The sequence below is a fragment of the Profundibacter sp. genome (assembly GCF_056498605.1).
Genome location: NZ_JBSMEZ010000022.1, coordinates 1 through 21,737, shown reverse-complemented (window position 1 = coordinate 21,737; position 21,737 = coordinate 1). Strand labels below are relative to the sequence as shown.

Sequence of the window (21,737 nt, the reverse complement as noted above, 5' to 3'; positions counted from 1 at the left end):
AAAACCAATGTTGCAATTTTCCAGATTCGTAGCCGTGCGCGCGTCTTTAGCGGTGCTAACGCTCATCTTGGTGTCTTTCATTGTATTCTCCTTGATGGAGCTGGTGCCCGGCGATTGTGCCGAACGCTATCTGTCTTTCAAGAATTCCCAGGGCTCGGTGATCACCGCCGCGGATGTTGATGCTGAACGCGTCCGTCTCGGCCTGAACCGCCCTTATCTGCTTCGTTGGGGTGAATGGATCGTCAACGCCTTTCAGGGGGAATTTGGTGATAGCTGTATCCAGCGCCTGAACATCAGCCAGTTGTTGGGGCAGAAATTCTGGCTCAGCCTAGGGCTGTGTCTGTCGGCCCTGCTGCTGGCCTATGCCATCGCAATTCCCGTCGGCATTCTGGCCGCCACATCGCGCAATGCGATTTTGAACAACAGCTTGCGTCTGGTCAGCTATTTGGGTCTGGCGCTGCCGAACTTTTTGCTGGCGCTGATGATCATGCTGTTTTCCACCATGGTATTTGGCAATAGTTTAACCGGACTGTTTTCAAAAGAGTTTCGAGACGCGGCATGGTCTTATGACAGGGTGATGGATTTTCTGGGCCACGCATGGCTACCGGTCTTTATCCTTGGCTGGTCCGCAACGGCGTTTGCCATTCAAACTGTGCGGGCCTTGATGTCGGACGAAGTGGGCAAGCTGTATGTGACAGCGGCGGCGGCGCGCGGGGTGTCAGGGCGACGATTACTTATGCGCTATCCGGCGCGACATGCGCTTAGTCCGATCATCAACTCGCTGGGGTTTGATTTGAACCGCATCTTTAACGAACTACCAGTCGTGGCACTGATCTTGACCCTGACCGAGGCCGGCTCCCTTCTGATCGAAGCTTTGGCGCGGTCAAACGATCAGCAACTTGCCGGTGCAATTATTTTCTTGCTGACTGCCAGTATCGTGACGATCAACTTTGTCACTGATATTATTCTGGCGATCACCGATCCACGCGTTCGTCGCAGCATTGTAGGGTGATAGATATGACCGATCAAACAAACACACCTTCAGCTGCCGACCAGAAAATGAAAGAGGCGTATTTTACCGCCTCGCAGAATCAGCTGATCTGGCAACGGTTCAAAAAGAACAAATCGGCTCTGGCAGGGGCTTGGGTGTTGATCATCCTGATTTTGTCAGGAATATTTGCCCCGTTCCTTACACCCTATGATGCGACGATTGCCGGACGCGATAAGGATTACCTGAACGGTGCCCCGCAAATCCCCAGCTTTTGCGATGATAACGGCTGCTCGATGCGGCCCTTTATCTATACCACCGAGCGGACCCGATCGATCAAAACCAACTTTCGCTGGGTGACCGAAACCGATACCAGCCTGGAAGGGCGCAGGTATGTCGAGTTTTTCACCGAAGGATCATCGTATAAATACTTTGGGATTACCTTCAATACGCATTTGTTCGGTGTCGACAAAGGTATGATCCATATCTTTGGCACGGATTCCACCGGCAAGGATATCTATTCCCGAACCCTAACCGCGATCAACACATCTATGGCGGTGGGGACCATCGGCGTGTTCATTGCCTTTGTTCTGGCGTTGGCGATTGGCGGGGTCGCCGGGTATTACGGCGGCTGGATTGATTCAGCCTTGCAGATGATAACCGACACGGTGCGCACCATCCCCAGCATTCCGTTGTTCATGGCACTGGCGGCGTTCATCCCCGATGTCTGGAGCGCCGAGATGCGATTTTTCTTTATCTCGATGGTGTTGGGTCTGATCGGTTGGCCTACATTAGCGCGACGAATACGAACGCACCTGTTGACCGAACGAAATCAGGAATATGTGCTGGCGGCGCAGTTGTGCGGGGCAACACCAGGCCATGTGATCCGTCGCCACCTGCTGCCCAGCTTTACCAGCTATATCATCGTCGATCTGGTGATCTCGTTTCCTTACATGGTGCTGTCCGAAACAGCACTTAGTTTCATCGGGCTGGGGTTGAAGGATCCGGTTAATTCACTCGGGGTGATGTTGCAAAACGTAACGAGCGCCGATGTTCTGCTGAATTATCAATGGTATTTCATACCGGTGATTTTCTTTATTGTTCTCGTGTTGGCCTTTGTGTTCGTCGGTGACGGATTACGCGATGCTGCTGACCCTTATTCGGATCACAAATAATGACGCGCCTTCTAGATGTTGAAAACCTGACCCTGCAGTTCGATACGGACGAGGGACGGATCACCGCAGTTGATGATGTGTCGTTCACATTGGAAGCTGGCGAAGTTATGGGGCTGGTCGGCGAAAGCGGATCGGGAAAATCGGTGACCGCCAAGTCGCTGATGAAACTGAACGCCACAAACGCGCATTATAGCGAGCAGACCAAAATCATGCTGCACCTTGAGAGCGGGTCAGTCGATATTATGTCGCTGAAATCGTCGAAAGATTTGCAGGTTGTGCGCGGTGGTGCCATTTCAATGATCTTTCAAGAACCGATGGCCAGTTTTGCCCCTGCAATCACCATCGGCAACCAGATGGTTGAACAGTTGTTGATCCATTCGGACATGAACACCAAACAGGCGCAGGAGCTTTCGATCGAGATGCTGGATCGGGTCGGCATTTCCGATGCCTCGACCCGTTTCAAGCAATACGCGTTCGAGCTGTCAGGCGGGATGCGTCAGCGGGCGATGATCGCTATGGCGCTGTCGACCAAGCCCAAACTGCTGATCGCGGATGAACCCACAACCGCGCTGGATGTGACCATTCAGGCGCAGGTGATCGACCTGATGAAGGATCTGGTCACAGAATTTGGCATGGGCATCGTTTTCATCACCCATGATCTGGGCGTGATTGCCCAGACTGCCGATAAGGTGGCGGTGATGTATCTGGGCCGACTGGTTGAACAGGGGGCGGTGCGCGATGTGATCCGCAACCCTGCGCATCCTTATACCAAAGGCCTGCTGGCGGCCCTGCCCAGCCTTGATGATCTGGATGTTCCGTTAACGCCGATTCCGGGCGACATTCCATCACCGCTGGAACGCCCGCCGGGCTGTGTTTTCAACACCCGTTGTTCGGCCAACCTTGGCCCACGGTGTAGTAGCGAAATCCCGAAATTTTCACCCGTATCGGACAGCCATAATGTTGCCTGCCATCTTTATACCGAGGAGGGCGCAAAATGAGCGATGACGTTCTGATCCGCGCACGTGACCTGTCGGTCCACTACCCTCTTAGCGGTGGTGGGTTGTTCGGCCCTAAACCTGTGGTCAAAGCGGTTGAAGGTGTGAACCTTGATATCGCCAAAGGCAGCTTTTTCGGGCTGGTGGGCGAATCCGGCTCTGGGAAAACCACGCTGGGTCGTGCCTGTTTGAAAGCCGCACCGATTACCCGCGGCACAGTGAAATACACCGATGAAGAGGTCGATTACGAACTGACAACGATTGATAAGGTCCAGCTAAAAGACTACCGGACCCGCTCGCAGCTGATTTTTCAAGACCCATACGCAGCCCTTAGCCCGCGCATGACCGTGCGCGACATTATTGCCGAGCCGCTTGAAGTGATGGGCCTGACTAAAACCCGCGAGGAAACTGATGAGCGGGTGCGCGAAATCGCCGAGAAATGCCGTCTGAACCTTGAGCACCTACGCCGCTTTCCGCACGCGTTTTCCGGTGGCCAACGCCAGCGGATTTCAATTGCCCGCGCATTGGTATCAAAGCCGCATTTTGTGGTGGCCGATGAATCTGTGGCAGCGCTGGATGTATCCATTCAGGCTGATGTTCTGAACCTGCTAAAGGATATCCAGCAGGAAATGGGGCTGACATTCCTGTTCATCAGCCACGATCTGTCTGTGGTTGCGCATGTGTGCGATCATGTGGCGGTGATGTATCTGGGGCGGCTGGTTGAAACCGCACCCACCCGTGAACTGTTCAACGCACCGCGCCACCCCTATACCAAGGCCCTGCTGTCGGCGATCCCGTCGCTGGACCCTGATGATGCCGGCAAAGCGCAAAAGCTGGAGGGGGAAATTCCGTCGCCAACCAACCCGCCGCCAGGTTGCAAGTTCCAGACCCGCTGCCCGTTTGCGATAGACATTTGTCGTGTGGACGAGCCAAAGCTGGAGCATTCCAGCAGCGAGCATGTCGTCGCGTGCCATCGCTGGCAGGAGTTGATGGATTAACCAATCACACCGGAACTGAACGGAAACGCCAGTATGCCTAAAACCATTCAGGAACCTGCCCGTACCGTTGATGTCGTCCATCAGACCGAAGTTCTGGTGGTTGGCTCTGGTCCAGGCGGGCTACCTGCCGCGCTTGCGGCGGCCCGCGCCGGGGCCGAAGTTACGCTTGTCGAGCGCTTTGGGTGTTTTGGCGGCAACCTGACGGTTGTCGGTGTCGAGGGGATGCACTGGTATCGCCACGAAGAAACCGTGGAATCCTGCGGCATTGGCCGCGAATTTGAGGAGCGCGCCAAAGATATGGGCGCGGCTGTGCCTGAATCCCAATCGCTGTCCTATGAAATCGATTCTGAAGGTTTCAAACTGGTTGCTGACCGTCTGGTTCAGGATGAACCCAACATCCGCCCAATGCTTCACCGCCAGTTTGTAGCACCGATAATGGAGGGCAATGCCATTGTCGGGATCATCACGGAATCCAAAGCCGGACGCGATGCGATCCTTGCCAAGCGGGTGATTGATGCGACGGGGGACGCGGATGTTGTGCACCGCACTGGTGCGCAAACATACCGGACACCGGTTGAAAAAATGATGGCGGCCTCGGTCATGTTCCATGTGGCTGGTGTTGATAAAGCCAAGTTCATGGCTGGAATAAAGGCTGATCCACAGACCTACAAGGATTGGGGCGGTGGCGGGGAATGGAGCATCGAAACCTCTGGCAAAGAGGATGATATGTTCTCGCCCTTCCTGAAAAAACCGTTCGAGATGGCGATCAAGGATGGGCTGATCCCGCCGAATTTGAACACCATCGCAGGCACTTGGGGGGCTGTGCATGACACCGGTGAGCTAACCTATATGAACCTGATCCATATGGACGATTGCGACGGAACCGATCCGGATTCATTGACCACCTATGAAATGGAAGGCCGTCGCCAGTCGATGTTGGCAATCGAGGCGCTGCGCCGCTATACGCCCGGCTGCGAAGGAATTCGCCTTAGGAATTTTGGCATGTCGATTGGTATCCGTGACACTCGCAAGGTCGATTGCCTGTATAACATGACCTCTAATGATGTCCGCGAGCAGGCGCGATTTGAGGACAGCATCGGAATTTTCCCCGAATTCATCGATGGGTACGGGATTTTGATCCTGCCAACGACGGGGCGGTATTTTCAAATCCCCTACCGAAATTTGCTGCCCAATGGCGTTGAAAACCTGCTGGTGTCCGGTCGCGCAACCGGCGGAGACCGCGATAGCCACGCTGCAACCCGCAATATGGCATGTTGCGCCGTCACGGGGCAGGGCGCGGGTATCGCCGCAGCACTTTCGGTTAAATCGGGCAAATCATTAGCCGAGGTTGATGTGCGTGAAATCCAAAAAGAGCTGGAGCGACAGGGCGCACGCCACCACTGATCAGCCAACTGTGGTGCAGACGCCCCTAAGATCTGAAACCGACGGCCCCTTTTGCGGTAATCTTCACCCCAGTCAGAGTGCTATCAGCATGTTCCATCCGGTGGCTTAGCAATTTTTGTGTCAGGCGCAACAGGGTGGCGGCATGGGTCGGATCATCGGCGAGGTTGTGCATCTCGTCCGGATCATTTTCCAGATCAAACAACAGTGGTGGCAGGCCACCGTTGAAATGCACCAGTTTGAACCGTTTTTCACGCAGGATTGCCAGATTGGATTGGTACAGCGTGGTGTCGGTGGCTTTTTGCCATGTGGTCGGGCCGGTTGGCTCGCCAAAATCCAGCTCCATATGCACGCAATCCCGCCAACCTTCGGGCTGCACCCCTTCTAGGAACGGGCGCAGCGATGCGCCGTCCATCCCCGCAGGCACATCGCGCCCGACCAGATCCAGTATGGTTGGGGTAACGTCGATGGTTTCGGTAAAGGCGTCCACCGTTGTGCCATATTGGTCCGGATTGTCCGGATCATGGATGAACAAGGGAATGCGGAATGCGGGATCATACGGGTTTTGCTTGCCCCACATATGATGGTCTCCCAGCATTTCACCGTGATCCGCCGTGAGCACGATGATCGTATCATCATACTGGCCGGTTTCCTTCAGAAAGGCGATCAGGTGTCCGATGTGGGCGTCAACCTCGGTCGCCAATCCCAGATAAAGCGCGCGCAACAGTTGCACGTCCTGATCACTGTCATGGTCCAGCAGCCCGTCACAGCCGCGCACAACGCTGTTGATCGGTGGCGCGATCAGGGCAGCCGTCATGAAGGGATGCACCGCGCCTTCATGGCTGCGGGTCTGCATGCGGGTGGGCAACGGCAGGTCAGCCGGATTATACATGGTGTTATAGGGTGCCGGCGCTACCAGCGGCGGGTGCGGACGCAGATAGGTCACCAGAGCAAACCAGTTTTGATCGGTGCGCACGGTCAGATCGTGGATCACCGCATTGGTCAAAAAGGCAGTATCGCTATCCTCGGCCCGATAGAATGGCGGATCATCGGGGCGTGCGGGGCGGTTTGGATCAGGCGAGACAGAATTGTAGAACTGCTTATAGTCCGGAATGTCATAGCCCTTGGATTTCAGATAGGCCCGCCAAGGGTAACTCTCCTGATACCGCATCTCCAGCGCCTCGGTGAAGCCTGGCAAAACGTGCTCTTCGGTTTTCAGATCGGGATCATTGGCATCACAGGTGCGTGGGTCAATGCTGGTATCGGTATAGCCGAACAGCAGCGGGTCATAGCCGGATTTACGTGCCTCACGCGCGATGTTGGTCATTTCGTTAGACAACGGGGTGCCATTGCGGATTGAACGATGGTTCATTGCATAGCGGCCCGTGAACATGCTGGCCCTTGATGGGCCGCACGGGTTGGTCACCGAGAAATGGTTGGCAAAGGTCACGGCCTCTTTTCGGAAGGCATCGATATTAGGCAGATCGACATAATCGGCCAATGCCCCATTGATGCAATCGGCGCGGAACTGGTCCATGATGATGAACAGGATTTTTCGCTGACGAGACATTGGCAATACCCTTTTTTAACAGCCAAACTTCTCGCACAAAAATGCAATATCAGCGGTCGGTCAACCTAAAACCATGTGGGTGTATCAAAAAGAAAATTGGTGGAGCCTAGGAGGATCGAACTCCTGACCTCCTCGCTGCCAGCGAGGCGCTCTCCCAGCTGAGCTAAGGCCCCATCATTGGGTTGTCGTGTAGTGTGTCGTCGTGAGACGATATTTAGGCAAGCGCGGGGATCAGTTCAAGCGAAAAACCCCCACACCTTGATTAATTGTCGTCGTCGTTGACCGCAACATCTGCGACTTCCTCCAACGGGATTGTGTCCTCGTCGTCGTCATCCAGGACATCATCGCCCAGATCGACATCGGATGTGTCATCATCATCCAGAACCTCGTCGCCTTCAACTTTGTCCTCTTCTTTGGGCTTGTTGCTGGCATCTTCTTTGTCGGCAACCATGGTGCGGGACTTGTTGCCGGTCTCAATTTCGACAACCTCGCCGGTGTATGGGCTGACCACGGGTGATTTGTTCAGATCGTAAAACCGTTTGCCGGTTTCTGGGCAGACGCGCTTAACGCCCCATTCTTCTTTGGGCATGTAATTTCCCTTCACACTTGTCGCTGTTGTCATGAGTTCTGGGCCAATTGACACAATGGGGCGGGGGTGTCAAAGGCTTTTGCAATTTTTGGGGTGAATCCGGTCCGCTGGCGCTGTATGTTGCGGGCACAGGTTTCCCGCGGGCATGAACACATGGAGCAGATCGAACTAACCGGCCCCCCGATGGTCAGGATTACTGTGCGCCGCTCGCGGCGGGCGAAGCGATTATCATTGCGGGTGTCACAGCTGGATGGCCGTGTCACGATGAGCCTGCCCATGCGCACCCCGCTGCGCGAGGCCCACGTTTTTGCTACCGAAAAAGAAGGCTGGATCAGGCGCACATTGGCGGCCCGTCCCGAGGTGGCCCGCCCGATGATCGGTGGACAAGTTATGTTCGAGGGGCGCGAGGTGGATGTGGTTGCGGGCGCAGGCCGCGTGGCGCGATATGTCGACGGGCAAATCACTGTGCCGGATAATCCTGCCCGCGTGCCCTTGCGTGTTGCCGCATTTTTGAAACTGGCGGCGCGTGGCAGGTTGCAAGAGGCCTCGGACCGGTATGCGGCGGCGTTGGGCGTGCCTTATGGGCGCTTGTCGTTGCGCGATACCCGTTCGCGCTGGGGATCCTGTTCCAGCGAGGGCAATTTGATGTATTCATGGCGTCTGATCATGGCCCCGCCCGAAGTGCTGGATTATGTCGCAGCGCATGAGGTCTCGCATCTGGTAGAGATGAACCATTCACCAGACTACTGGCGCGTGGTGACCGGTATTTATCCGCATTACAAAGCCCCGCGCGCGTGGCTGCGCAAGAACGGGCAGCAACTGCATCGCTATCAGTTCAAGGATTGATAGCCGCACACATTTGTGATCACATGAGGCATGATAGATCAGAACCGCCCTCCAGAAAAAACCGCCCCGTCGCATGATCGGCTATATCGCCAGATGCGCACACGGATCATGCACGGTGAACTTGCCCCTGGCACAGCGCTAACATTGCGCGGGTTGGGGCAGGAATTTGGCGTGTCGATGACGCCCGCCCGCGAGGCAATCCGCCGGTTAGCAGCCGAAGGCGCGCTGACGCTGTCCAGTTCGGGCCGTGTCAGCACACCAGAACTGAGCAACGAGCGGATTGAGGAGTTGGCAGCATTACGTGGGCTGTTGGAGCCGGAGCTGGCCAGTCGCGCCTTGCCCCGTGCCCACATCGCGCTGATTGACCGTTTGCAAACGATCAACCAGACCATCGCCGAGGCGATCGCAAAACAGGATGCCGTGGCCTATATCCGTACCAATCTGGAATTCCACCGCACCTTATACCTGCGGGCACAGGCACCTGCGATGCTGGCAATGACCGAAACCGTATGGCTGCAATTGGGGCCGACCATGTGCGCGCTCTATGGCCGTTTGCACCGGACCGAGCCGCCGCAAAACCACCGCCTGATCATTGCCGCACTTCGGGCCGGAGATGAGCCAAGCCTGCGTCTGGCGATGCGCACAGACGTGACGCAGGGGCTGAAACTGTTGGTTGGCTAACGGGGCGCGCGGGGTTTCACCAGCCACGGGCCAACCCGGAATGTGAACAGCCCAAACGCGATGATCCACGCCAGCGCTGAACCGGTGATCGCCCAGTCGTATTCGGGCCAGATCGCGCCAATCACCCGCAAGGCGACACTTAGGATCACAGCGACCATCACGACGTTCAGCAAACTGTCACTGGTCAGCATCCGCCCCGTGTGGCCCAGACTGGCACGGATCATCACAGCAAGGGTCATGCCGCCAGTCGCGCCAATGCCAAACACATGCAACGCGCCGGTGTTTATGGCAGGGCTGTGCATCAACATCCCCGTTGCGAGGGTTAGAAACCCGATTGGCACAAACGCGTAAAAGATATGCAGCACCAGTAACAGCGGATTGGAAAGTGTCCGCAATCCGGCCCACCGCGACAGGCGGATGATATGGGCGACGCCAAGAACGGCAAATGCGGCCCCGAGGATCGGGGCAGTGTCGATTGCAGTCCAGACGGCCAGCGTGATAGCCGATGCCGCAACGGTGATGGTGTCGTAGCGATCAAAGGGTTTGGGCAATTTTCTTGGCTCGCGCCGCGCCAGCCAGTTGCGGGTAAAGCTGGGGATCACCCGCCCGCCGATCAACATCAGCAGCACCAGGATCGAGGAAAATCCAAGCCGTACAGGGGCCGTTCCCAACCCGCCGCCCGCCATGTCGATATGGAACCAGATGTTGGCGGCCCCCAGCATTAAAACAGGGGCCAGCACCCGCAGGTTGCGCCAGTTTTTGCCCGAGATGATTTCGCGGGCAATCGCCGTGCCAAGGATCGGCAAAAACGCGGCATCTATTGTCGCGGCGATACCGTAGGGCACTCCGTCGCCCATCAGCATGGCAACACGTCCGGCCAGCCACAAAACGAAGATAGCAATTAGCGGCCAGCCCACCACGGGAAAGCGGCCCGTCCAGTTTGGCACCGCTGTAAACAGGAACCCTGCAATCACCGCCGAGCTGTAGCCAAACAGCATTTCGTGTTTGTGCCAGTCAACGGGTGCAAGGGTGGTGTCCAGGCTATTGTAACCCAGAAGGTCCGCCAGCCACAGCGCGATGGACAGGATGGCAAACAGCGCGCCAAACAGGAAAAATGGCCGAAACCCGCCGCTGAAAAAGGCATGCCCCTGCCAACTGCGTTCACGCTTAGAGCCGTGGTTTTTCAAAATGGGTGGGTTCATCTGGAGTCTCGCCGCTGCGTATTTCTGATTATTTCCCTAGGGTATGTTTTGCGGGGCGCATTGCCAATGGCAACGGCTGCGGTATCACGCCGCATCATTTGGCGGTGATAGGCAATCATCGGGAACCCAGCCTTCCTGACCTTTGTCATTCCGGCACCATGACCAGTTATTCAATCTATTGGAAACAAACAGTATTTCAGCTGTTGAGACGGATAACTCTATTGTATCGAAATCCATTATCGCAGTGTTTATCTTGCCAATTTCGAGGGCTTCAAATACCTGCACAGGCAACCAGCCGGACAGCCCGCTTATGTTTGTGCTCCAGACCCAGCCAATCCATGTGGCACCGGATTCTTTAATTGCAAGCAACTGATCCCCGCGCGCCACTTTCAGCGCGGGGTCATAGCTTTGGCTCCAGTCCTTGATAACGCGGGCGCGCATCAGGCGTGGATCGCGCCGTCACCACAGGCAAGTGCGGCTTCGCGCACCGCTTCCGAGCAGGTCGGGTGCGCGTGGCAGGTCAAGGCGATGTCTTGGGCCGAGGCGCCAAACTCCATTGCCACGCAGATTTCGTGGATCATTTCACCAGCGCTCGGGCCAATGATGTGAGCGCCCAGAATGCGGTCAGTCTTTTGATCTGCAATGATTTTTACAAATCCCTCGCCAGCAAACATCGCCTTGGCGCGGGCGTTACCCATGAAGGTGAACTTGCCAACCTTATAGGCGTGACCGGCCTCTTTTAGCTGTTCTTCGGTCTGGCCAACGCTAGCGACTTCGGGGTTGGTGTAGACCACACCGGGGATCACGCCGTAGTTTACATGGCCGGATTTACCCGCCATCACCTCGGCCACGGCCATGCCTTCGTCCTCGGCCTTGTGGGCCAGCATCGGGCCGTCGATGGCGTCGCCGATGGCGTATATACCGTTGATGTTGGTGGCCCAATGGGCATTGGTCTGGGCTTGACCACGTGGGGACATTTCGACGCCAAGCGCATCTAAACCCAACCCGTCGGTGAAGGGTTTGCGGCCTGTGGCGAGCAGAACGACGTCGGCGTCAAGCACCGCTTCGGTGTCATTTTTGCGCAGTTTATAGGTGACTTTGGCCTTGGTTTTTGTGGTGGAAACCGATTGAACAGCCGCCCCCAGAATGAACTTAAGTCCTTGCTTTTTAAGGGTTCTGGCGAAAACCTTGGAGACCTCGGAGTCCATGCCGGGGGTGATGTGATCGAGGAATTCAACCACGGTGACTTCGGAGCCCAGACGGGCATAAACCGAGCCCATTTCAAGGCCGATAACGCCGGCACCAATCACCACCAATTTCCGTGGCACCTTGCCCAATTCCAATGCGCCGGTGGAGGTGACGACGATCTTCTCGTCGACCTCGACACCCGGTAGGGAGGAGGCCTCGGAACCTGTGGCGATGACGATATTCTTGGCGTCATGCACCTCGTCACCAACCTGAACTTTGCCCGCCGCGGGGATGGTGGCCCAGCCTTTGATCCAGTCTATCTTGTTCTTTTTGAATAGAAATTCGATGCCTTTGGTGTTCTGGCCGATCACATCATCCTTGTAGGTGAGCATCTGTTTCCAGTCGACCGAGGGGGATTTACCCTTCAGGCCCATCTTAACAAAATTATGCTCGGCTTCGTGTAGCATATGGCTGGCGTGCAGCAGGGCTTTGGAGGGGATACAGCCGACATTCAGGCAGGTGCCGCCGAGGGTTTCACGGCCTTCAACGACTGCCGTTTTCAGACCCAGCTGGGCGCAGCGGATGGCGCAGACATAGCCGCCGGGACCGGCACCGATGATGATTACGTCGTAGGATGACATGGGGGGACTCCTTTGGTGGAAAACGGGGATATGAATTGCATATGAATTCCATATGAATCGCATATGAGTTTTTGACGGGGTTGGATAAGAGGTTTTAGGCCTGCGGCGCGGATATTTGAGGAACGAAAATGCATGGGTCAGATCACCGTTGTGATGAGCATGGTGAGGGTGGCTGCCGTGGCGATGGTCCAGATGGTTGAACGCAGATAGGGGATGCCGGAGATGTAGGCGGGCACGTATGCGATGCGGGCGAACAGGTAGGCCCATGCGCAGTTTACCGTGAGCGGGGTGGATTTGTCGCCCAAAGTGATGACTATTACGGCGATGGTGAACAGGGCCAGCGCCGCGTAGTGGTTATCTAGCGCGCGATCAACGCGGCCCGCCAGACCCGTCAGCGGTTTTGGGGTGTCACGGGCGGAAGCGCCATATTTGATGCCGGTCTGGGCGTCGCCAAACAGGATGGCGAGGGCGAGTTGCGCGAATTGCAGCAGGGCAGCGTAGGTGAGGATGGTGAGTTCTGGGGTCATTTAAGGTGTGCCTTTCTCGTAGAAAAGAATTCCATGATCCTCTACGGCAGGCCGCACAATTTCATCATTTTCTCCATCGGCTAGTTGGAGATCAACATTCGGGAATACCCCCACTGCTACTTGGGCTTCACAGCGCCATTTTTCTGCTGAAAAAATCCAATCAACTAATACCTCTCTATCATCAGGTTTTAGCTCTACCGCAATATCCAAATCGCTTTCCTTATTAAAAGTACCTTTGGCCCGAGAGCCAAAAACCCATGCTTTATTTATGCTTGGCACACTTACTGCCCACCTTGACAGAGCATCGAGCCACGTCTTCTCTATGGCGCCGTTCACAAATCCATCAACAAACGCCGTGGATCCTCAAGCGCTTCTTTCACCCGCACCAAGAAGGTCACGGCCCCTTTGCCGTCCACCACGCGGTGGTCATAGCTTAGGGCCAGATACATCATCGGGCGGATCACGACTTCGCCGTTAATCGCCATCGGGCGGTCCTGAATTTTATGCATGCCCAAGATGCCCGATTGTGGCGGGTTCAGGATGGGCGAGGACATTAGTGATCCGTAGACGCCGCCGTTGGAGATGGTGAAGCTGCCGCCTTGCATTTCGGCCATGGTCAGTTTGCCAGCCACGCCTTTTTGGCCCAGTTCGGCGATTTTTTGTTCAATCGCGGCAAAGGACATCTCGTGGGCGTTGCGCACCACAGGCACGACAAGGCCGGAGGGGGTGCCCACCGCGACGCCCATGTGGACGTAGTTTTTATAGACCACCTCGGTGCCGTCAATTTCGGCGTTCACGTCTGGGACTTCGTTCAGCGCGTGGCAGCAGGCCTTGGTGAAGAACGACATGAAGCCGAGTTTGACGCCGTGTTTTTTCAGGAACAGGTCTTTGTATTCCTTGCGGATGTCCATCACTGCGCCCATGTCGACCTCGTTATAGGTGGTCAGCATGGCGGCAGTGTTTTGCGATTCTTTTAGACGCCGCGCGATGGTTTGGCGCAGGCGGGTCATTTTCACCCGTTCCTCGCGGGATGCATCATCGGCCGAGGTCGGTGCGCGCGGGGTTGCGGCGGGGGCGGCCACAGGGGCTGAAACCGGGGCCGCCGCGATTGCCGCGTTTTGCACGTCTTCTTTCATAATGCGCCCGTCACGGCCTGTGCCGGTGACTTGATCAGCGGTCAGACCCTTTTCGGCCATCAGTTTGTTGGCTGAGGGGGCGTTTTCAATGTCTTTGCCGGTGGTGGCGGGTGCGGCAGCAGGGGCCGCTGCGGGTGTTGTGGCTGATGCGGTTGCACCGCCCATGATTACCGCGAGTTTACCGCCTGCATTGACGGTTGCGCCGTCGGGGGCGAGGATTTCGGTCAGCGTGCCAGCGGCGGGCGCGGGGACTTCGACCGAGACCTTGTCGGTTTCCAGTTCGCAGAGCATTTCGTCTTGGGCGACGGTATCGCCGACAGCTTTGAACCATGTGGACACGGTGGCTTCGGTGACAGATTCGCCAAGCGTGGGGACCATCACGTCGACGGGTGTCGCAGTGGTTTCGGGTGTGGGGGCTGCGGGTTTGGAGGCAGGGGCAGGGGCCGCGCTTTCGCCCTCGGTCAGGGTGGCGAGCAGGGCGTCGACGCCGACTGTTGCGCCCTCAGTTGCGACGATTTCGGCCATCACACCTGCGGACGGCGAGGGGACTTCGACGGTGACTTTGTCGGTTTCCAGCTCGCACAGCATTTCGTCAACGGCGACGGCATCGCCAGGTTTTTTGAACCATGTGGCGACGGTGGCTTCGGTGACGCTTTCGCCTAGGGTCGGAACGCGGATTTCGATGGTCATGGGGTTATCCTTTGATCGTTAATGCGGCGTCAATCAGCGCGGCTTGTTGTGCTTTGTGGGTTTTGCCAAGGCCTGTGGCGGGGGACGCCGAAGCGGCACGTCCTGCATAGGCGGGGCGTTTGGATTTGGTTTTAATGCGGCCCAGAACCCATTCGATATTGGGTTCCATAAAGGTCCAGCCGCCCTGATTTTTGGGTTCTTCCTGACACCAGACTACATCGGCGTTTTTGAAGCGTTCCAGTTCCTTGACCATCGACATGGCGGGGAAGGGGTAGAACTGTTCGACTCGCATCAGGTAGACGTCTTTGAGGCCGCGCGCATCGCGTTCTTCGAGCAGGTCGTAGTATACCTTGCCTGAACACATCACCACGCGTTTGATTTTGGCGTCCGTCGCCAGTTTAGTGTCGGATGATCCTTTTTGCGCATCATCCCAGAGGACGCGGTGAAAGGATGATCCGGTGGTGAATTCGGCTTTGTTCGACACGGCCTTTTTGTGGCGTAGCAGGGATTTAGGCGTCATCAGGATCAGCGGTTTGCGGTAGCTGCGGTGCATCTGGCGGCGTAACAGGTGGAAATAGTTGGCCGGCGTGGTGCAGTTGGCGACGATCCAGTTGTCCTCGGCAGACATTTGCAAGAAGCGTTCCAGACGGGCCGAAGAGTGTTCTGGCCCTTGGCCTTCAAACCCGTGCGGCAGCAGCACCACAAGGCCGGACATCCGCAGCCATTTACGTTCGCCAGACGAGATGAACTGATCAAACATGATTTGCGCGCCGTTGGCGAAATCGCCGAACTGGGCCTCCCATAGGGTCAGCGCGTTTGGTTCGGCTAGCGAATAGCCGTATTCAAACCCGAGCACCGCATATTCGGACAGCAGCGAGTCGATCACCTCGTATTGGCCTTGCCCCTCGCGGATGTTGTTCAGGGGGTAGTAGCGTTCTTCGGTATCCTGATTGATCACGGCCGAATGGCGGTGAGAGAATGTGCCGCGGGTGGAATCCTGACCCACCAGCCGAACGGGGAACCCCTCGGTCAGCAGCGATCCGAATGCCAAGGCTTCGCCGGTTGCCCAGTCGATGCCTTTGCCATCATCAATCATAGTTTTCTTGGTTGCCAGCATCCGGTTGACGGTTTTATGCACCGGATAGCCATCGGGGACATGTGACAGGGCTGCGCCGACTTGGGCGTAGGTTTCTTCGGCTACAGCCGTCTCGCCGCGCTGGTAATCCTCGTCTTTTTTGGACAGGTGTTTCCAGCGGCCATCCAGCCAGTCGGCCTTGTTCGGTTTATAGTCTTTACCGATCTCGAATTCCTCGTTCAGGTGGGCTTGAAACGCGGTTTTCATTTCCTCGATCTCGCCTTCGGGGATCAGCCCGTCGCGGATCAGGCGGTCTGTATACAGCTGCAACGTGGTTTTCTGGGTTTTGATCTTTTTGTACATCAGGGGATTGGTGAACATCGGTTCATCTCCCTCGTTATGGCCAAAACGACGGTAGCAGAAAATGTCGATCACCACGTCTTTGTGGAATTTCTGGCGGAACTCGGTGGCGACTTTGGCGGCATGCACCACGGCCTCGGGATCATCGCCGTTAACGTGGAAAATCGGCGCTTCGACCATCAGCGCGATGTCGGTCGGGTAAGGCGACGAGCGGCTGAAATGCGGCGCGGCGGTGAATCCGATCTGGTTGTTCACAATGATATGGATGGTGCCGCCGGTGCGGTGCCCGACAAGGCCCGACATGGCAAAACATTCCGAGATCACACCTTGGCCGGCAAAGGCTGCATCACCGTGCAGCAACAGAGGGATCACCGAGGAGCGTTCCTTGTCAAACTTTTGGTCCTGTTTGGCGCGCGATTTGCCCAGCACGACGGGGTTCACCGCCTCAAGGTGGCTGGGGTTGGCGGTGAGTGACAGGTGCACGGAATCCCCGCCGAATGAACGATCCGAGGACGCGCCGAGGTGGTATTTCACATCACCCGATCCATCAACATCTTCGGGTTTGAAACTGCCACCCTGAAATTCATTGAACACGGCGCGATACGGTTTGGCCATCACATTGACCAACACCGATAGACGGCCACGGTGCGGCATGCCGATGATGATTTCCTTGGCACCCAGATCGCCACCACGTTTGATGATCTGCTCCATCGCGGGGATCAGCGATTCACCGCCATCCAGACCGAACCGTTTGGTACCCATGTATTTCACATGCAGGAATTTCTCGAACCCTTCGGCTTCGACCAGCTTGTTCAGGATCGCCTTGCGCCCCTCGCGGGTGAAGGCGATTTCCTTGCCGTATCCCTCGATCCGCTCTTTTAGCCATGCGGCCTGTTCGGGGTTGGAAATGTGCATGTATTGCAGCGCAAAGGTGCCGCAATAGGTGCGTTTGACGATCTCGATGATCTGGCGCAACGAGGCGATTTGCAGGCCCAGCACATTGTCGATGAAAATCGGGCGGTCCATGTCGGATTCGGCAAACCCGTAAGACGCAGGGTCCAGTTCGGGGTGGGGTTTTTGTTCGGCCAGCCCCAGCGGATCCAGATCGGCGGCCAGATGGCCGCGGATGCGGTAGGCACGGATGATCATCAGGGCACGGATGGAATCCAGCACAGCGCGTTTGATTGCCCCTTCCGAGACTTCGACGCCTTGATCCTCGGCCTTGGCGATGATTTTTTCGGCGGCCTTGGCAGGCTCCACCTCGTCCTTGGGCCATTGCCCGTCCAGCGCATGGGTCAACTCGTCGTTCGGCACAGGCGGCCAATCGGCGCGTGCCCAAGAGGGGCCAGCGGCGGCGGCCTTGACCTCGATATCGCCTTCGCCCAGTTCTTTGAAGAACGCTTGCCACGCTTCATCGACCGCGTTCGGGTCGCCTGCGTATTGGGCGTAAAGTTGCTCGATATATTCAGCATTGTGGCCTTGCAGGAAGGAGGAGTTGTGGAATTCGTCGGTGGTGGGGTGTTCGGTCATGATGGGACCTCGCTTGGGTTGGGGCCGTATTTGTTGGGGACGGGTTGAGAGGCGTTTGCGGTCATTGCGATGGAAAAACTGGAAAGGACAAAGAGAAGCGGTGAAAATATAGTAAACCACCAAAACTCGGAGCGGGAAGCCCGCCCGGAGATGGTGAAGGATTTTCTTAATCCGGTTGTTATGGCGGTCGTTACGTTCATGTTGATCCTGCAGGGCAGGGGAGCCCTACCCTGCTGTTTGCTGTTTAACCTTTACACACTACCGTTAGTACTCGGGCAGTGGGATAATATTGTGTTGTGAGGTGCGGGTTATTTTCAGAAGAGGCCACGGTTTGATTGCTATAGGCACATATTTTAGCCGGAGCCGCCGCCACTTTGGCAGGCGTGGTGTGTTTAGGCTCATAGAACACATCAGTTTTGTTACCATTTGATGCGGTGCCAACAAAGGCATTCGCATCAAGACCGGACGCGCCATAAACCGTACCTGCAAAGCGATCAGCAGCTGTGTCTGTCGGGGTGTTTTCAACGCAGCCTGCCAAGGCAAGGGCTGCACCGATAATGCTCAGTTTAATCAGTTTAATATGTGTCATAATATATCTCCAGTTGAAAAATTATCCAATTGCTTCCAGCACCGCTTCGCCCAGTCCCGCAGGGCTGTCGGCGACGATGATACCGGCGGAACGCATCGCTTCGATCTTGCTCTCGGCATCGCCCTTGCCACCGGCAACAATCGCGCCAGCGTGGCCCATGCGACGGCCCGGAGGGGCTGTGCGACCGGCGATGAAACCGGCGGTGGGTTTCCAGCGGCCTGCCTTTTTCTCGTCCGCCAAGAACTGTGCAGCTTCTTCTTCGGCGGACCCACCGATTTCGCCGATCATGATGATCGATTGGGTCTCGGGATCGGCGAGGAACATTTCCAGCACGTCGATATGTTCGGTGCCTTTGATCGGGTCGCCGCCAATGCCGACAGCGGTGGATTGGCCCAGCCCCATGTCGGTGGTTTGCTTGACCGCCTCATAGGTCAGGGTGCCGGACCGTGAAACCACGCCGCAAGAGCCGCGTTTGTGGATGTGGCCGGGCATGATGCCGATTTTGCAGGCATCAGGGGTGATCACGCCAGGGCAGTTTGGTCCGATCAGACGGGATTTGGAGCCATCCAGCGCGCGGTAAACTTTCATCATGTCCAGCACCGGAATGCCTTCGGTGATGCAGACGATCAGCTCCATTTCAGCGTCAATCGCCTCGAGGATTGAATCCGCGGCAAAGGGCGGTGGCACGTAGATCACCGAGGCGTTGGCGCCGGTGACGTCAATCGCCTCGTGGACCGAGTTAAACACCGGCAGATCAAGGTGGGTTTGCCCGCCCTTGCCGGGGGTCACGCCACCGACCATTTTGGTGCCATACGCGATGGCTTGTTCACTGTGAAAGGTGCCTTGGGAGCCGGTAAGGCCCTGACAGATTACCTTGGTGTTTTCGTCGATGAGAATGGCCATGTTCTTGGTCCTTCGTGGGGCGGGGGGATGCCCGCATATGTTCCTTGGAAAAGGCGGGGTCGAACCCCGCCCTATGGTTAGCCTTTGACGGCTTTGACAATCTTCTCGGCAGCGTCTGACAGGTTGTCCGCCGCAATCACATCCACGTCCGAATTGTTGATGATCGCTTTGCCTTCTTCCACCTTGGTGCCCTCAAGGCGCACCACCAGCGGCACTTTCAGGCCGACTTCTTTCACCGCCGAAACCACGCCCTCGGCGATCACGTCACAGCGCATGATGCCGCCGAAGATGTTGACCAGAATGCCTTTGACGTTCGGGTCCGAGGTGATGATCTTGAAGGCTTCGGTGACCTTTTCCTTGGTCGCGCCGCCGCCAACGTCCAGAAAGTTGGCCGGTTCCGCGCCATAGAGTTTGATGATGTCCATTGTCGCCATCGCCAGACCGGCGCCGTTCACCATGCAGCCGATCTCGCCGTCCAGCGCGATATAGTTCAGGTCGTATTTGCTGGCTTCCAGTTCTTTGGGGTCTTCCTCGGTTTCGTCGCGCAGGGCGGCGATGTCGGGGTGGCGGTAGAGCGCGTTTGAATCAAAGCTGACCTTGGCATCCAGCACCTTCAGGTCCCCCTTGTCGGTGACGATCAGCGGGTTGATTTCCAGCATCTCCATGTCTTTTTCGATGAAGGCTTTGTAAAGCTGGCCCATCAGCCCCACGCATTGCTTGACCTGCGCGCCTTCCAGCCCCAGCGAAAAGGCGATGCGGCGGCCGTGGAAACCCTGATAGCCGGTGGCGGGGTCAACCGAAAAGGACAGGATCTTTTCGGGGGTCGCGGCGGCGACTTCTTCAATGTCCATGCCGCCTTCGGTGGAGCAGACAAAGGAAATGCGGCTGGTCTGGCGATCGACCAGCAGAGCCAGATACAATTCGCGATCAATGCCGGCACCATCTTCGATATAGATGCGGTTGACCTGTTTGCCGGCGGGGCCGGTCTGATGGGTGACCAGCGTGCGGCCCAGCATTTTTTTGGCCTCGTCAGCCGCTTCGCCCACCGATTTGGTCAGGCGAACCCCGCCCGCATCGCCTGCGTCGGCTTCCTTGAATTTGCCCTTGCCACGGCCACCGGCGTGGATCTGTGCCTTGACCACCCACAGCGGGCCGTCAAGTTCGCCTGCAGCGGTTTTGGCATCTTCTGCTTTCAAAACGGGGCGGCCGTCGGAAACGGGGGCACCATAGGAGCGCAGGAGTTCTTTGGCCTGATATTCATGAATGTTCACTGGACTGTCCCATCTGTGGCTGAGGTTTCCTGTCAGTAAACATGAACGGGTCAGGTAAATAAACGGTTTTTCGTGGTTTAACGGGAAAGTGAGGGGTATTTTTGCGGTTTGTGATCACACCCATCCAAAGTGTGATCACAAATTCTTATTCGATTCGTTTTCTTGTCCGTTCGATCAATTCAGCATAAAGGACATCAGGAAGATGTTGCCGCCTGTCAGCTCATCGAACTCTTCCAGATTTCTGCTGGAAATGACCGGCCCGCGCTCCAGATAGGGCAACAGGCCCGAGCCTTGCACCCAGGTGACGATATCCACAACTGGCGGGTCCATGAACAGCTTTTTCACATTCACCCCGCCCGCTGGCGATATGCGCCAGTATTCGATCAGCAGATCACCATTCAGCAGGGCTTCGACATCGGCCAGAACGGCCTGCCAGGCAGCACCTGTGCCCTTTGCCAGTTCAAAGCCTAGCGCGGCGGTCTGGTTGTCGTTGGGGATCCATTCGCGCTCGTTGTCTGTTTCCTTTGCAACGGTGGCCCAGAAGGTCTTGTTCTGGGCAATCATGTTTTGCAGGTGGGCATAGGCGGCGCGGGTGTGGGTGGCATCGGGTTGTTTGTTCAATGCCCCGTAGGCCATGGCGAATTGGTCAACCCAGCCACCGAATTGCATGTCAAAGCCGAAATCCTGTGGGGCATCGCCGCGCAATTCGATCATTTTGGCATTGGCGTTCATCACGGTTTCAATCGCTTCGGTCGGATCAAACGCCACCACCATTTCGCCAGCCGCCGAAACCATGTGGGTATAGGCGGTCAGCCAGGCCACATCGGCGGTGTCAAAACGCACGTCCATCGGCGGGATGCCGTCCATGTCGCCAAAGTTGATTTCGCCCATCAATGTGTTTGCGCCAACCTCGATCACGCCTTCGCCAAGGTCGCGTTTGCCGTTCATGTTGATGTCGAACCACAGGTTGGCAAGGTTCAGATCCAGCGCCACATCGGCCCCGTCAGGGATTTCGGCCAAAGCCGCACGGCTGGCGTCCATATCGGTCAGAAGTCCGGTGAACAAGCCGGTGATCAGATCGGCGCGGAACGGTTTGGCGTCGGGGTTGGGCGGCACCGGCAGGCGTAGCACGGGCAGGTCCAGATCGTCGATCGTGGCGTTGTATTCCCAACGGACCTGCAGGGTTTTCTCGATCCCGCGCAGGAAGTGCAGCGCACCAAGGGCGAATTGGTCGGACGGGGTTTTACCGTCTTGGGCGGACAGTTGCGCGACGGCCCCCTCCAGACCGTTTTCGGCCACAAGGGTGTTTGTGTCCGCCAGCGCGGATGTTGCCAGCAAGGTGAGCGTTAGGGGAAGAACGAGCCGCATGGGAATACTCCTGA

General features: G+C 56.7%; 21 protein-coding genes and 1 tRNA gene. 7 read left to right on the top strand and 15 right to left on the bottom strand.

Going from position 1 to position 21,737, the window contains the following annotated elements; all coding sequences use genetic code 11:
• The first annotated feature begins 7 nt into the window (after positions 1-7).
• Genes ACWB12_RS02225 through ACWB12_RS02205 form a run of 5 tightly spaced genes read left to right on the top strand, consistent with a single transcriptional unit; the run spans position 8 to position 5,560 of the window.
• A complete protein-coding gene (locus ACWB12_RS02225) occupies positions 8-1,012 on the top strand; it encodes an ABC transporter permease (protein WP_479528428.1) in 1,005 nt (334 codons plus the stop codon).
• Positions 1,013-1,017: 5 nt separating this feature from the next.
• Positions 1,018-2,163 (top strand): ABC transporter permease, encoded by a 1,146-nt coding sequence (locus ACWB12_RS02220; protein WP_479528427.1) that lies wholly within the window; start codon positions 1,018-1,020, stop codon positions 2,161-2,163.
• Positions 2,163-3,161: an ABC transporter ATP-binding protein gene (locus ACWB12_RS02215; protein WP_479528426.1), complete on the top strand. Its 999-nt coding sequence runs from the start codon at positions 2,163-2,165 to the stop codon at positions 3,159-3,161. The genes ACWB12_RS02220 and ACWB12_RS02215 overlap by 1 nt, the downstream gene beginning before the upstream one ends.
• Positions 3,158-4,156, top strand: coding sequence for an ABC transporter ATP-binding protein (locus ACWB12_RS02210; protein WP_479528425.1), 999 nt, complete (start codon positions 3,158-3,160; stop codon positions 4,154-4,156). Before ACWB12_RS02215 ends, ACWB12_RS02210 begins: the two co-directional genes overlap by 4 nt.
• A 33-nt stretch (positions 4,157-4,189) precedes the next feature.
• The gene (locus tag ACWB12_RS02205; protein WP_479528424.1) at positions 4,190-5,560 is read left to right on the top strand and encodes an FAD-dependent oxidoreductase; all 1,371 of its coding nucleotides are present in this window, start codon (positions 4,190-4,192) and stop codon (positions 5,558-5,560) included.
• A 25-nt stretch (positions 5,561-5,585) separates the two neighbouring features.
• Here the strand turns inward: ACWB12_RS02205 and ACWB12_RS02200 are convergent, their stop codons facing one another.
• The 3 genes from ACWB12_RS02200 to ACWB12_RS02190 all read right to left on the bottom strand — a co-directional run bounded on the left by ACWB12_RS02200 (position 5,586) and on the right by ACWB12_RS02190 (position 7,716).
• Positions 5,586-7,127 (bottom strand): alkaline phosphatase family protein, encoded by a 1,542-nt coding sequence (locus ACWB12_RS02200; protein WP_479528423.1) that lies wholly within the window; start codon positions 7,125-7,127, stop codon positions 5,586-5,588.
• Between the two features lie 97 nt (positions 7,128-7,224).
• Positions 7,225-7,300, bottom strand: a tRNA-Ala gene (locus tag ACWB12_RS02195).
• Positions 7,301-7,389: 89 nt separating this feature from the next.
• Positions 7,390-7,716 (bottom strand): TIGR02300 family protein, encoded by a 327-nt coding sequence (locus ACWB12_RS02190; protein ID WP_479528422.1) that lies wholly within the window; start codon positions 7,714-7,716, stop codon positions 7,390-7,392.
• A gap of 153 nt (positions 7,717-7,869) precedes the next feature.
• Here ACWB12_RS02190 and ACWB12_RS02185 point away from each other — a divergent pair, with 153 nt between their 5' ends.
• Both ACWB12_RS02185 and ACWB12_RS02180 read left to right on the top strand, forming a co-directional pair.
• The gene (locus ACWB12_RS02185) at positions 7,870-8,562 is read left to right on the top strand and encodes a M48 family metallopeptidase (protein WP_479528421.1); all 693 of its coding nucleotides are present in this window, start codon (positions 7,870-7,872) and stop codon (positions 8,560-8,562) included.
• A gap of 30 nt (positions 8,563-8,592) precedes the next feature.
• On the top strand, positions 8,593-9,243 hold the full coding sequence (locus tag ACWB12_RS02180; RefSeq protein WP_479528420.1) for a GntR family transcriptional regulator: 651 nt from the start codon (positions 8,593-8,595) through the stop codon (positions 9,241-9,243).
• Here the strand turns inward: ACWB12_RS02180 and ACWB12_RS02175 are convergent.
• From ACWB12_RS02175 to ACWB12_RS02120, 12 genes are all read right to left on the bottom strand, one after another.
• Positions 9,240-10,445, bottom strand: coding sequence for an NnrS family protein (locus ACWB12_RS02175; protein WP_479528419.1), 1,206 nt, complete (start codon positions 10,443-10,445; stop codon positions 9,240-9,242). The genes ACWB12_RS02180 and ACWB12_RS02175 overlap by 4 nt on opposite strands.
• Before the next feature lie 84 nt (positions 10,446-10,529).
• Entirely contained in the window at positions 10,530-10,886 is a 357-nt protein-coding gene (locus tag ACWB12_RS02170; RefSeq protein WP_479528418.1) for an SH3 domain-containing protein, read from the bottom strand.
• Complete coding sequence (gene lpdA, locus ACWB12_RS02165; RefSeq protein ID WP_479528417.1) at positions 10,886-12,274, bottom strand: dihydrolipoyl dehydrogenase; 1,389 nt, start codon at positions 12,272-12,274, stop codon at positions 10,886-10,888. The genes ACWB12_RS02170 and lpdA overlap by 1 nt, the downstream gene beginning before the upstream one ends.
• A 137-nt stretch (positions 12,275-12,411) precedes the next feature.
• Positions 12,412-12,801 (bottom strand): MAPEG family protein, encoded by a 390-nt coding sequence (locus ACWB12_RS02160; RefSeq protein WP_479528416.1) that lies wholly within the window; start codon positions 12,799-12,801, stop codon positions 12,412-12,414.
• Positions 12,802-13,080: a nucleotidyltransferase family protein gene (locus ACWB12_RS02155; RefSeq protein ID WP_479528415.1), complete on the bottom strand. Its 279-nt coding sequence runs from the start codon at positions 13,078-13,080 to the stop codon at positions 12,802-12,804.
• A 53-nt stretch (positions 13,081-13,133) separates the two neighbouring features.
• Positions 13,134-14,627: a 2-oxoglutarate dehydrogenase complex dihydrolipoyllysine-residue succinyltransferase gene (gene odhB / locus ACWB12_RS02150; protein ID WP_479528414.1), complete on the bottom strand. Its 1,494-nt coding sequence runs from the start codon at positions 14,625-14,627 to the stop codon at positions 13,134-13,136.
• 4 nt (positions 14,628-14,631) lie between these two features.
• On the bottom strand, positions 14,632-17,592 hold the full coding sequence (locus tag ACWB12_RS02145) for a 2-oxoglutarate dehydrogenase E1 component (RefSeq protein WP_479528413.1): 2,961 nt from the start codon (positions 17,590-17,592) through the stop codon (positions 14,632-14,634).
• Complete coding sequence (locus ACWB12_RS02140) at positions 17,589-17,792, bottom strand: DUF805 domain-containing protein (RefSeq protein WP_479528412.1); 204 nt, start codon at positions 17,790-17,792, stop codon at positions 17,589-17,591. Before ACWB12_RS02140 ends, ACWB12_RS02145 begins: the two co-directional genes overlap by 4 nt.
• A gap of 44 nt (positions 17,793-17,836) precedes the next feature.
• Positions 17,837-18,181 carry a hypothetical protein gene (locus tag ACWB12_RS02135; RefSeq protein ID WP_479528411.1) on the bottom strand — a complete coding sequence of 115 codons (345 nt, stop codon included), beginning with the start codon at positions 18,179-18,181 and terminating at the stop codon, positions 17,837-17,839.
• Between the two features lie 21 nt (positions 18,182-18,202).
• Positions 18,203-19,084 (bottom strand): succinate--CoA ligase subunit alpha, encoded by an 882-nt coding sequence (gene sucD / locus ACWB12_RS02130; RefSeq protein ID WP_479528410.1) that lies wholly within the window; start codon positions 19,082-19,084, stop codon positions 18,203-18,205.
• A 77-nt stretch (positions 19,085-19,161) separates the two neighbouring features.
• Positions 19,162-20,355: an ADP-forming succinate--CoA ligase subunit beta gene (gene sucC, locus ACWB12_RS02125; protein ID WP_479528409.1), complete on the bottom strand. Its 1,194-nt coding sequence runs from the start codon at positions 20,353-20,355 to the stop codon at positions 19,162-19,164.
• Between the two features lie 174 nt (positions 20,356-20,529).
• Entirely contained in the window at positions 20,530-21,723 is a 1,194-nt protein-coding gene (locus ACWB12_RS02120) for a hypothetical protein (protein WP_479528408.1), read from the bottom strand.
• Positions 21,724-21,737 lie beyond the last annotated feature (14 nt).

What these genes read in the sequence shown, in the direction of transcription:
- sucD (WP_479528410.1), bottom strand. Translation starts at nt 19,084, where the DNA reads ATGGCCATTCTCATCGACGAAAACACCAAGGTAATCTGTCAGGGCCTT.
- ACWB12_RS02170 (WP_479528418.1), bottom strand. Translation starts at nt 10,886, where the DNA reads ATGCGCGCCCGCGTTATCAAGGACTGGAGCCAAAGCTATGACCCCGCG.
- ACWB12_RS02215 (WP_479528426.1), top strand. Translation starts at nt 2,163, where the DNA reads ATGACGCGCCTTCTAGATGTTGAAAACCTGACCCTGCAGTTCGATACG.
- ACWB12_RS02180 (WP_479528420.1), top strand. Translation starts at nt 8,593, where the DNA reads ATGATAGATCAGAACCGCCCTCCAGAAAAAACCGCCCCGTCGCATGAT.
- ACWB12_RS02185 (WP_479528421.1), top strand. Translation starts at nt 7,870, where the DNA reads ATGGAGCAGATCGAACTAACCGGCCCCCCGATGGTCAGGATTACTGTG.
- ACWB12_RS02210 (WP_479528425.1), top strand. Translation starts at nt 3,158, where the DNA reads ATGAGCGATGACGTTCTGATCCGCGCACGTGACCTGTCGGTCCACTAC.
- ACWB12_RS02205 (WP_479528424.1), top strand. Translation starts at nt 4,190, where the DNA reads ATGCCTAAAACCATTCAGGAACCTGCCCGTACCGTTGATGTCGTCCAT.
- odhB (WP_479528414.1), bottom strand. Translation starts at nt 14,627, where the DNA reads ATGACCATCGAAATCCGCGTTCCGACCCTAGGCGAAAGCGTCACCGAA.
- ACWB12_RS02160 (WP_479528416.1), bottom strand. Translation starts at nt 12,801, where the DNA reads ATGACCCCAGAACTCACCATCCTCACCTACGCTGCCCTGCTGCAATTC.
- ACWB12_RS02190 (WP_479528422.1), bottom strand. Translation starts at nt 7,716, where the DNA reads ATGCCCAAAGAAGAATGGGGCGTTAAGCGCGTCTGCCCAGAAACCGGC.
- ACWB12_RS02120 (WP_479528408.1), bottom strand. Translation starts at nt 21,723, where the DNA reads ATGCGGCTCGTTCTTCCCCTAACGCTCACCTTGCTGGCAACATCCGCG.
- ACWB12_RS02135 (WP_479528411.1), bottom strand. Translation starts at nt 18,181, where the DNA reads ATGACACATATTAAACTGATTAAACTGAGCATTATCGGTGCAGCCCTT.
- ACWB12_RS02220 (WP_479528427.1), top strand. Translation starts at nt 1,018, where the DNA reads ATGACCGATCAAACAAACACACCTTCAGCTGCCGACCAGAAAATGAAA.
- ACWB12_RS02145 (WP_479528413.1), bottom strand. Translation starts at nt 17,592, where the DNA reads ATGACCGAACACCCCACCACCGACGAATTCCACAACTCCTCCTTCCTG.
- ACWB12_RS02225 (WP_479528428.1), top strand. Translation starts at nt 8, where the DNA reads ATGTTGCAATTTTCCAGATTCGTAGCCGTGCGCGCGTCTTTAGCGGTG.
- ACWB12_RS02140 (WP_479528412.1), bottom strand. Translation starts at nt 17,792, where the DNA reads ATGAACGTAACGACCGCCATAACAACCGGATTAAGAAAATCCTTCACC.
- lpdA (WP_479528417.1), bottom strand. Translation starts at nt 12,274, where the DNA reads ATGTCATCCTACGACGTAATCATCATCGGTGCCGGTCCCGGCGGCTAT.
- ACWB12_RS02175 (WP_479528419.1), bottom strand. Translation starts at nt 10,445, where the DNA reads ATGAACCCACCCATTTTGAAAAACCACGGCTCTAAGCGTGAACGCAGT.
- ACWB12_RS02200 (WP_479528423.1), bottom strand. Translation starts at nt 7,127, where the DNA reads ATGTCTCGTCAGCGAAAAATCCTGTTCATCATCATGGACCAGTTCCGC.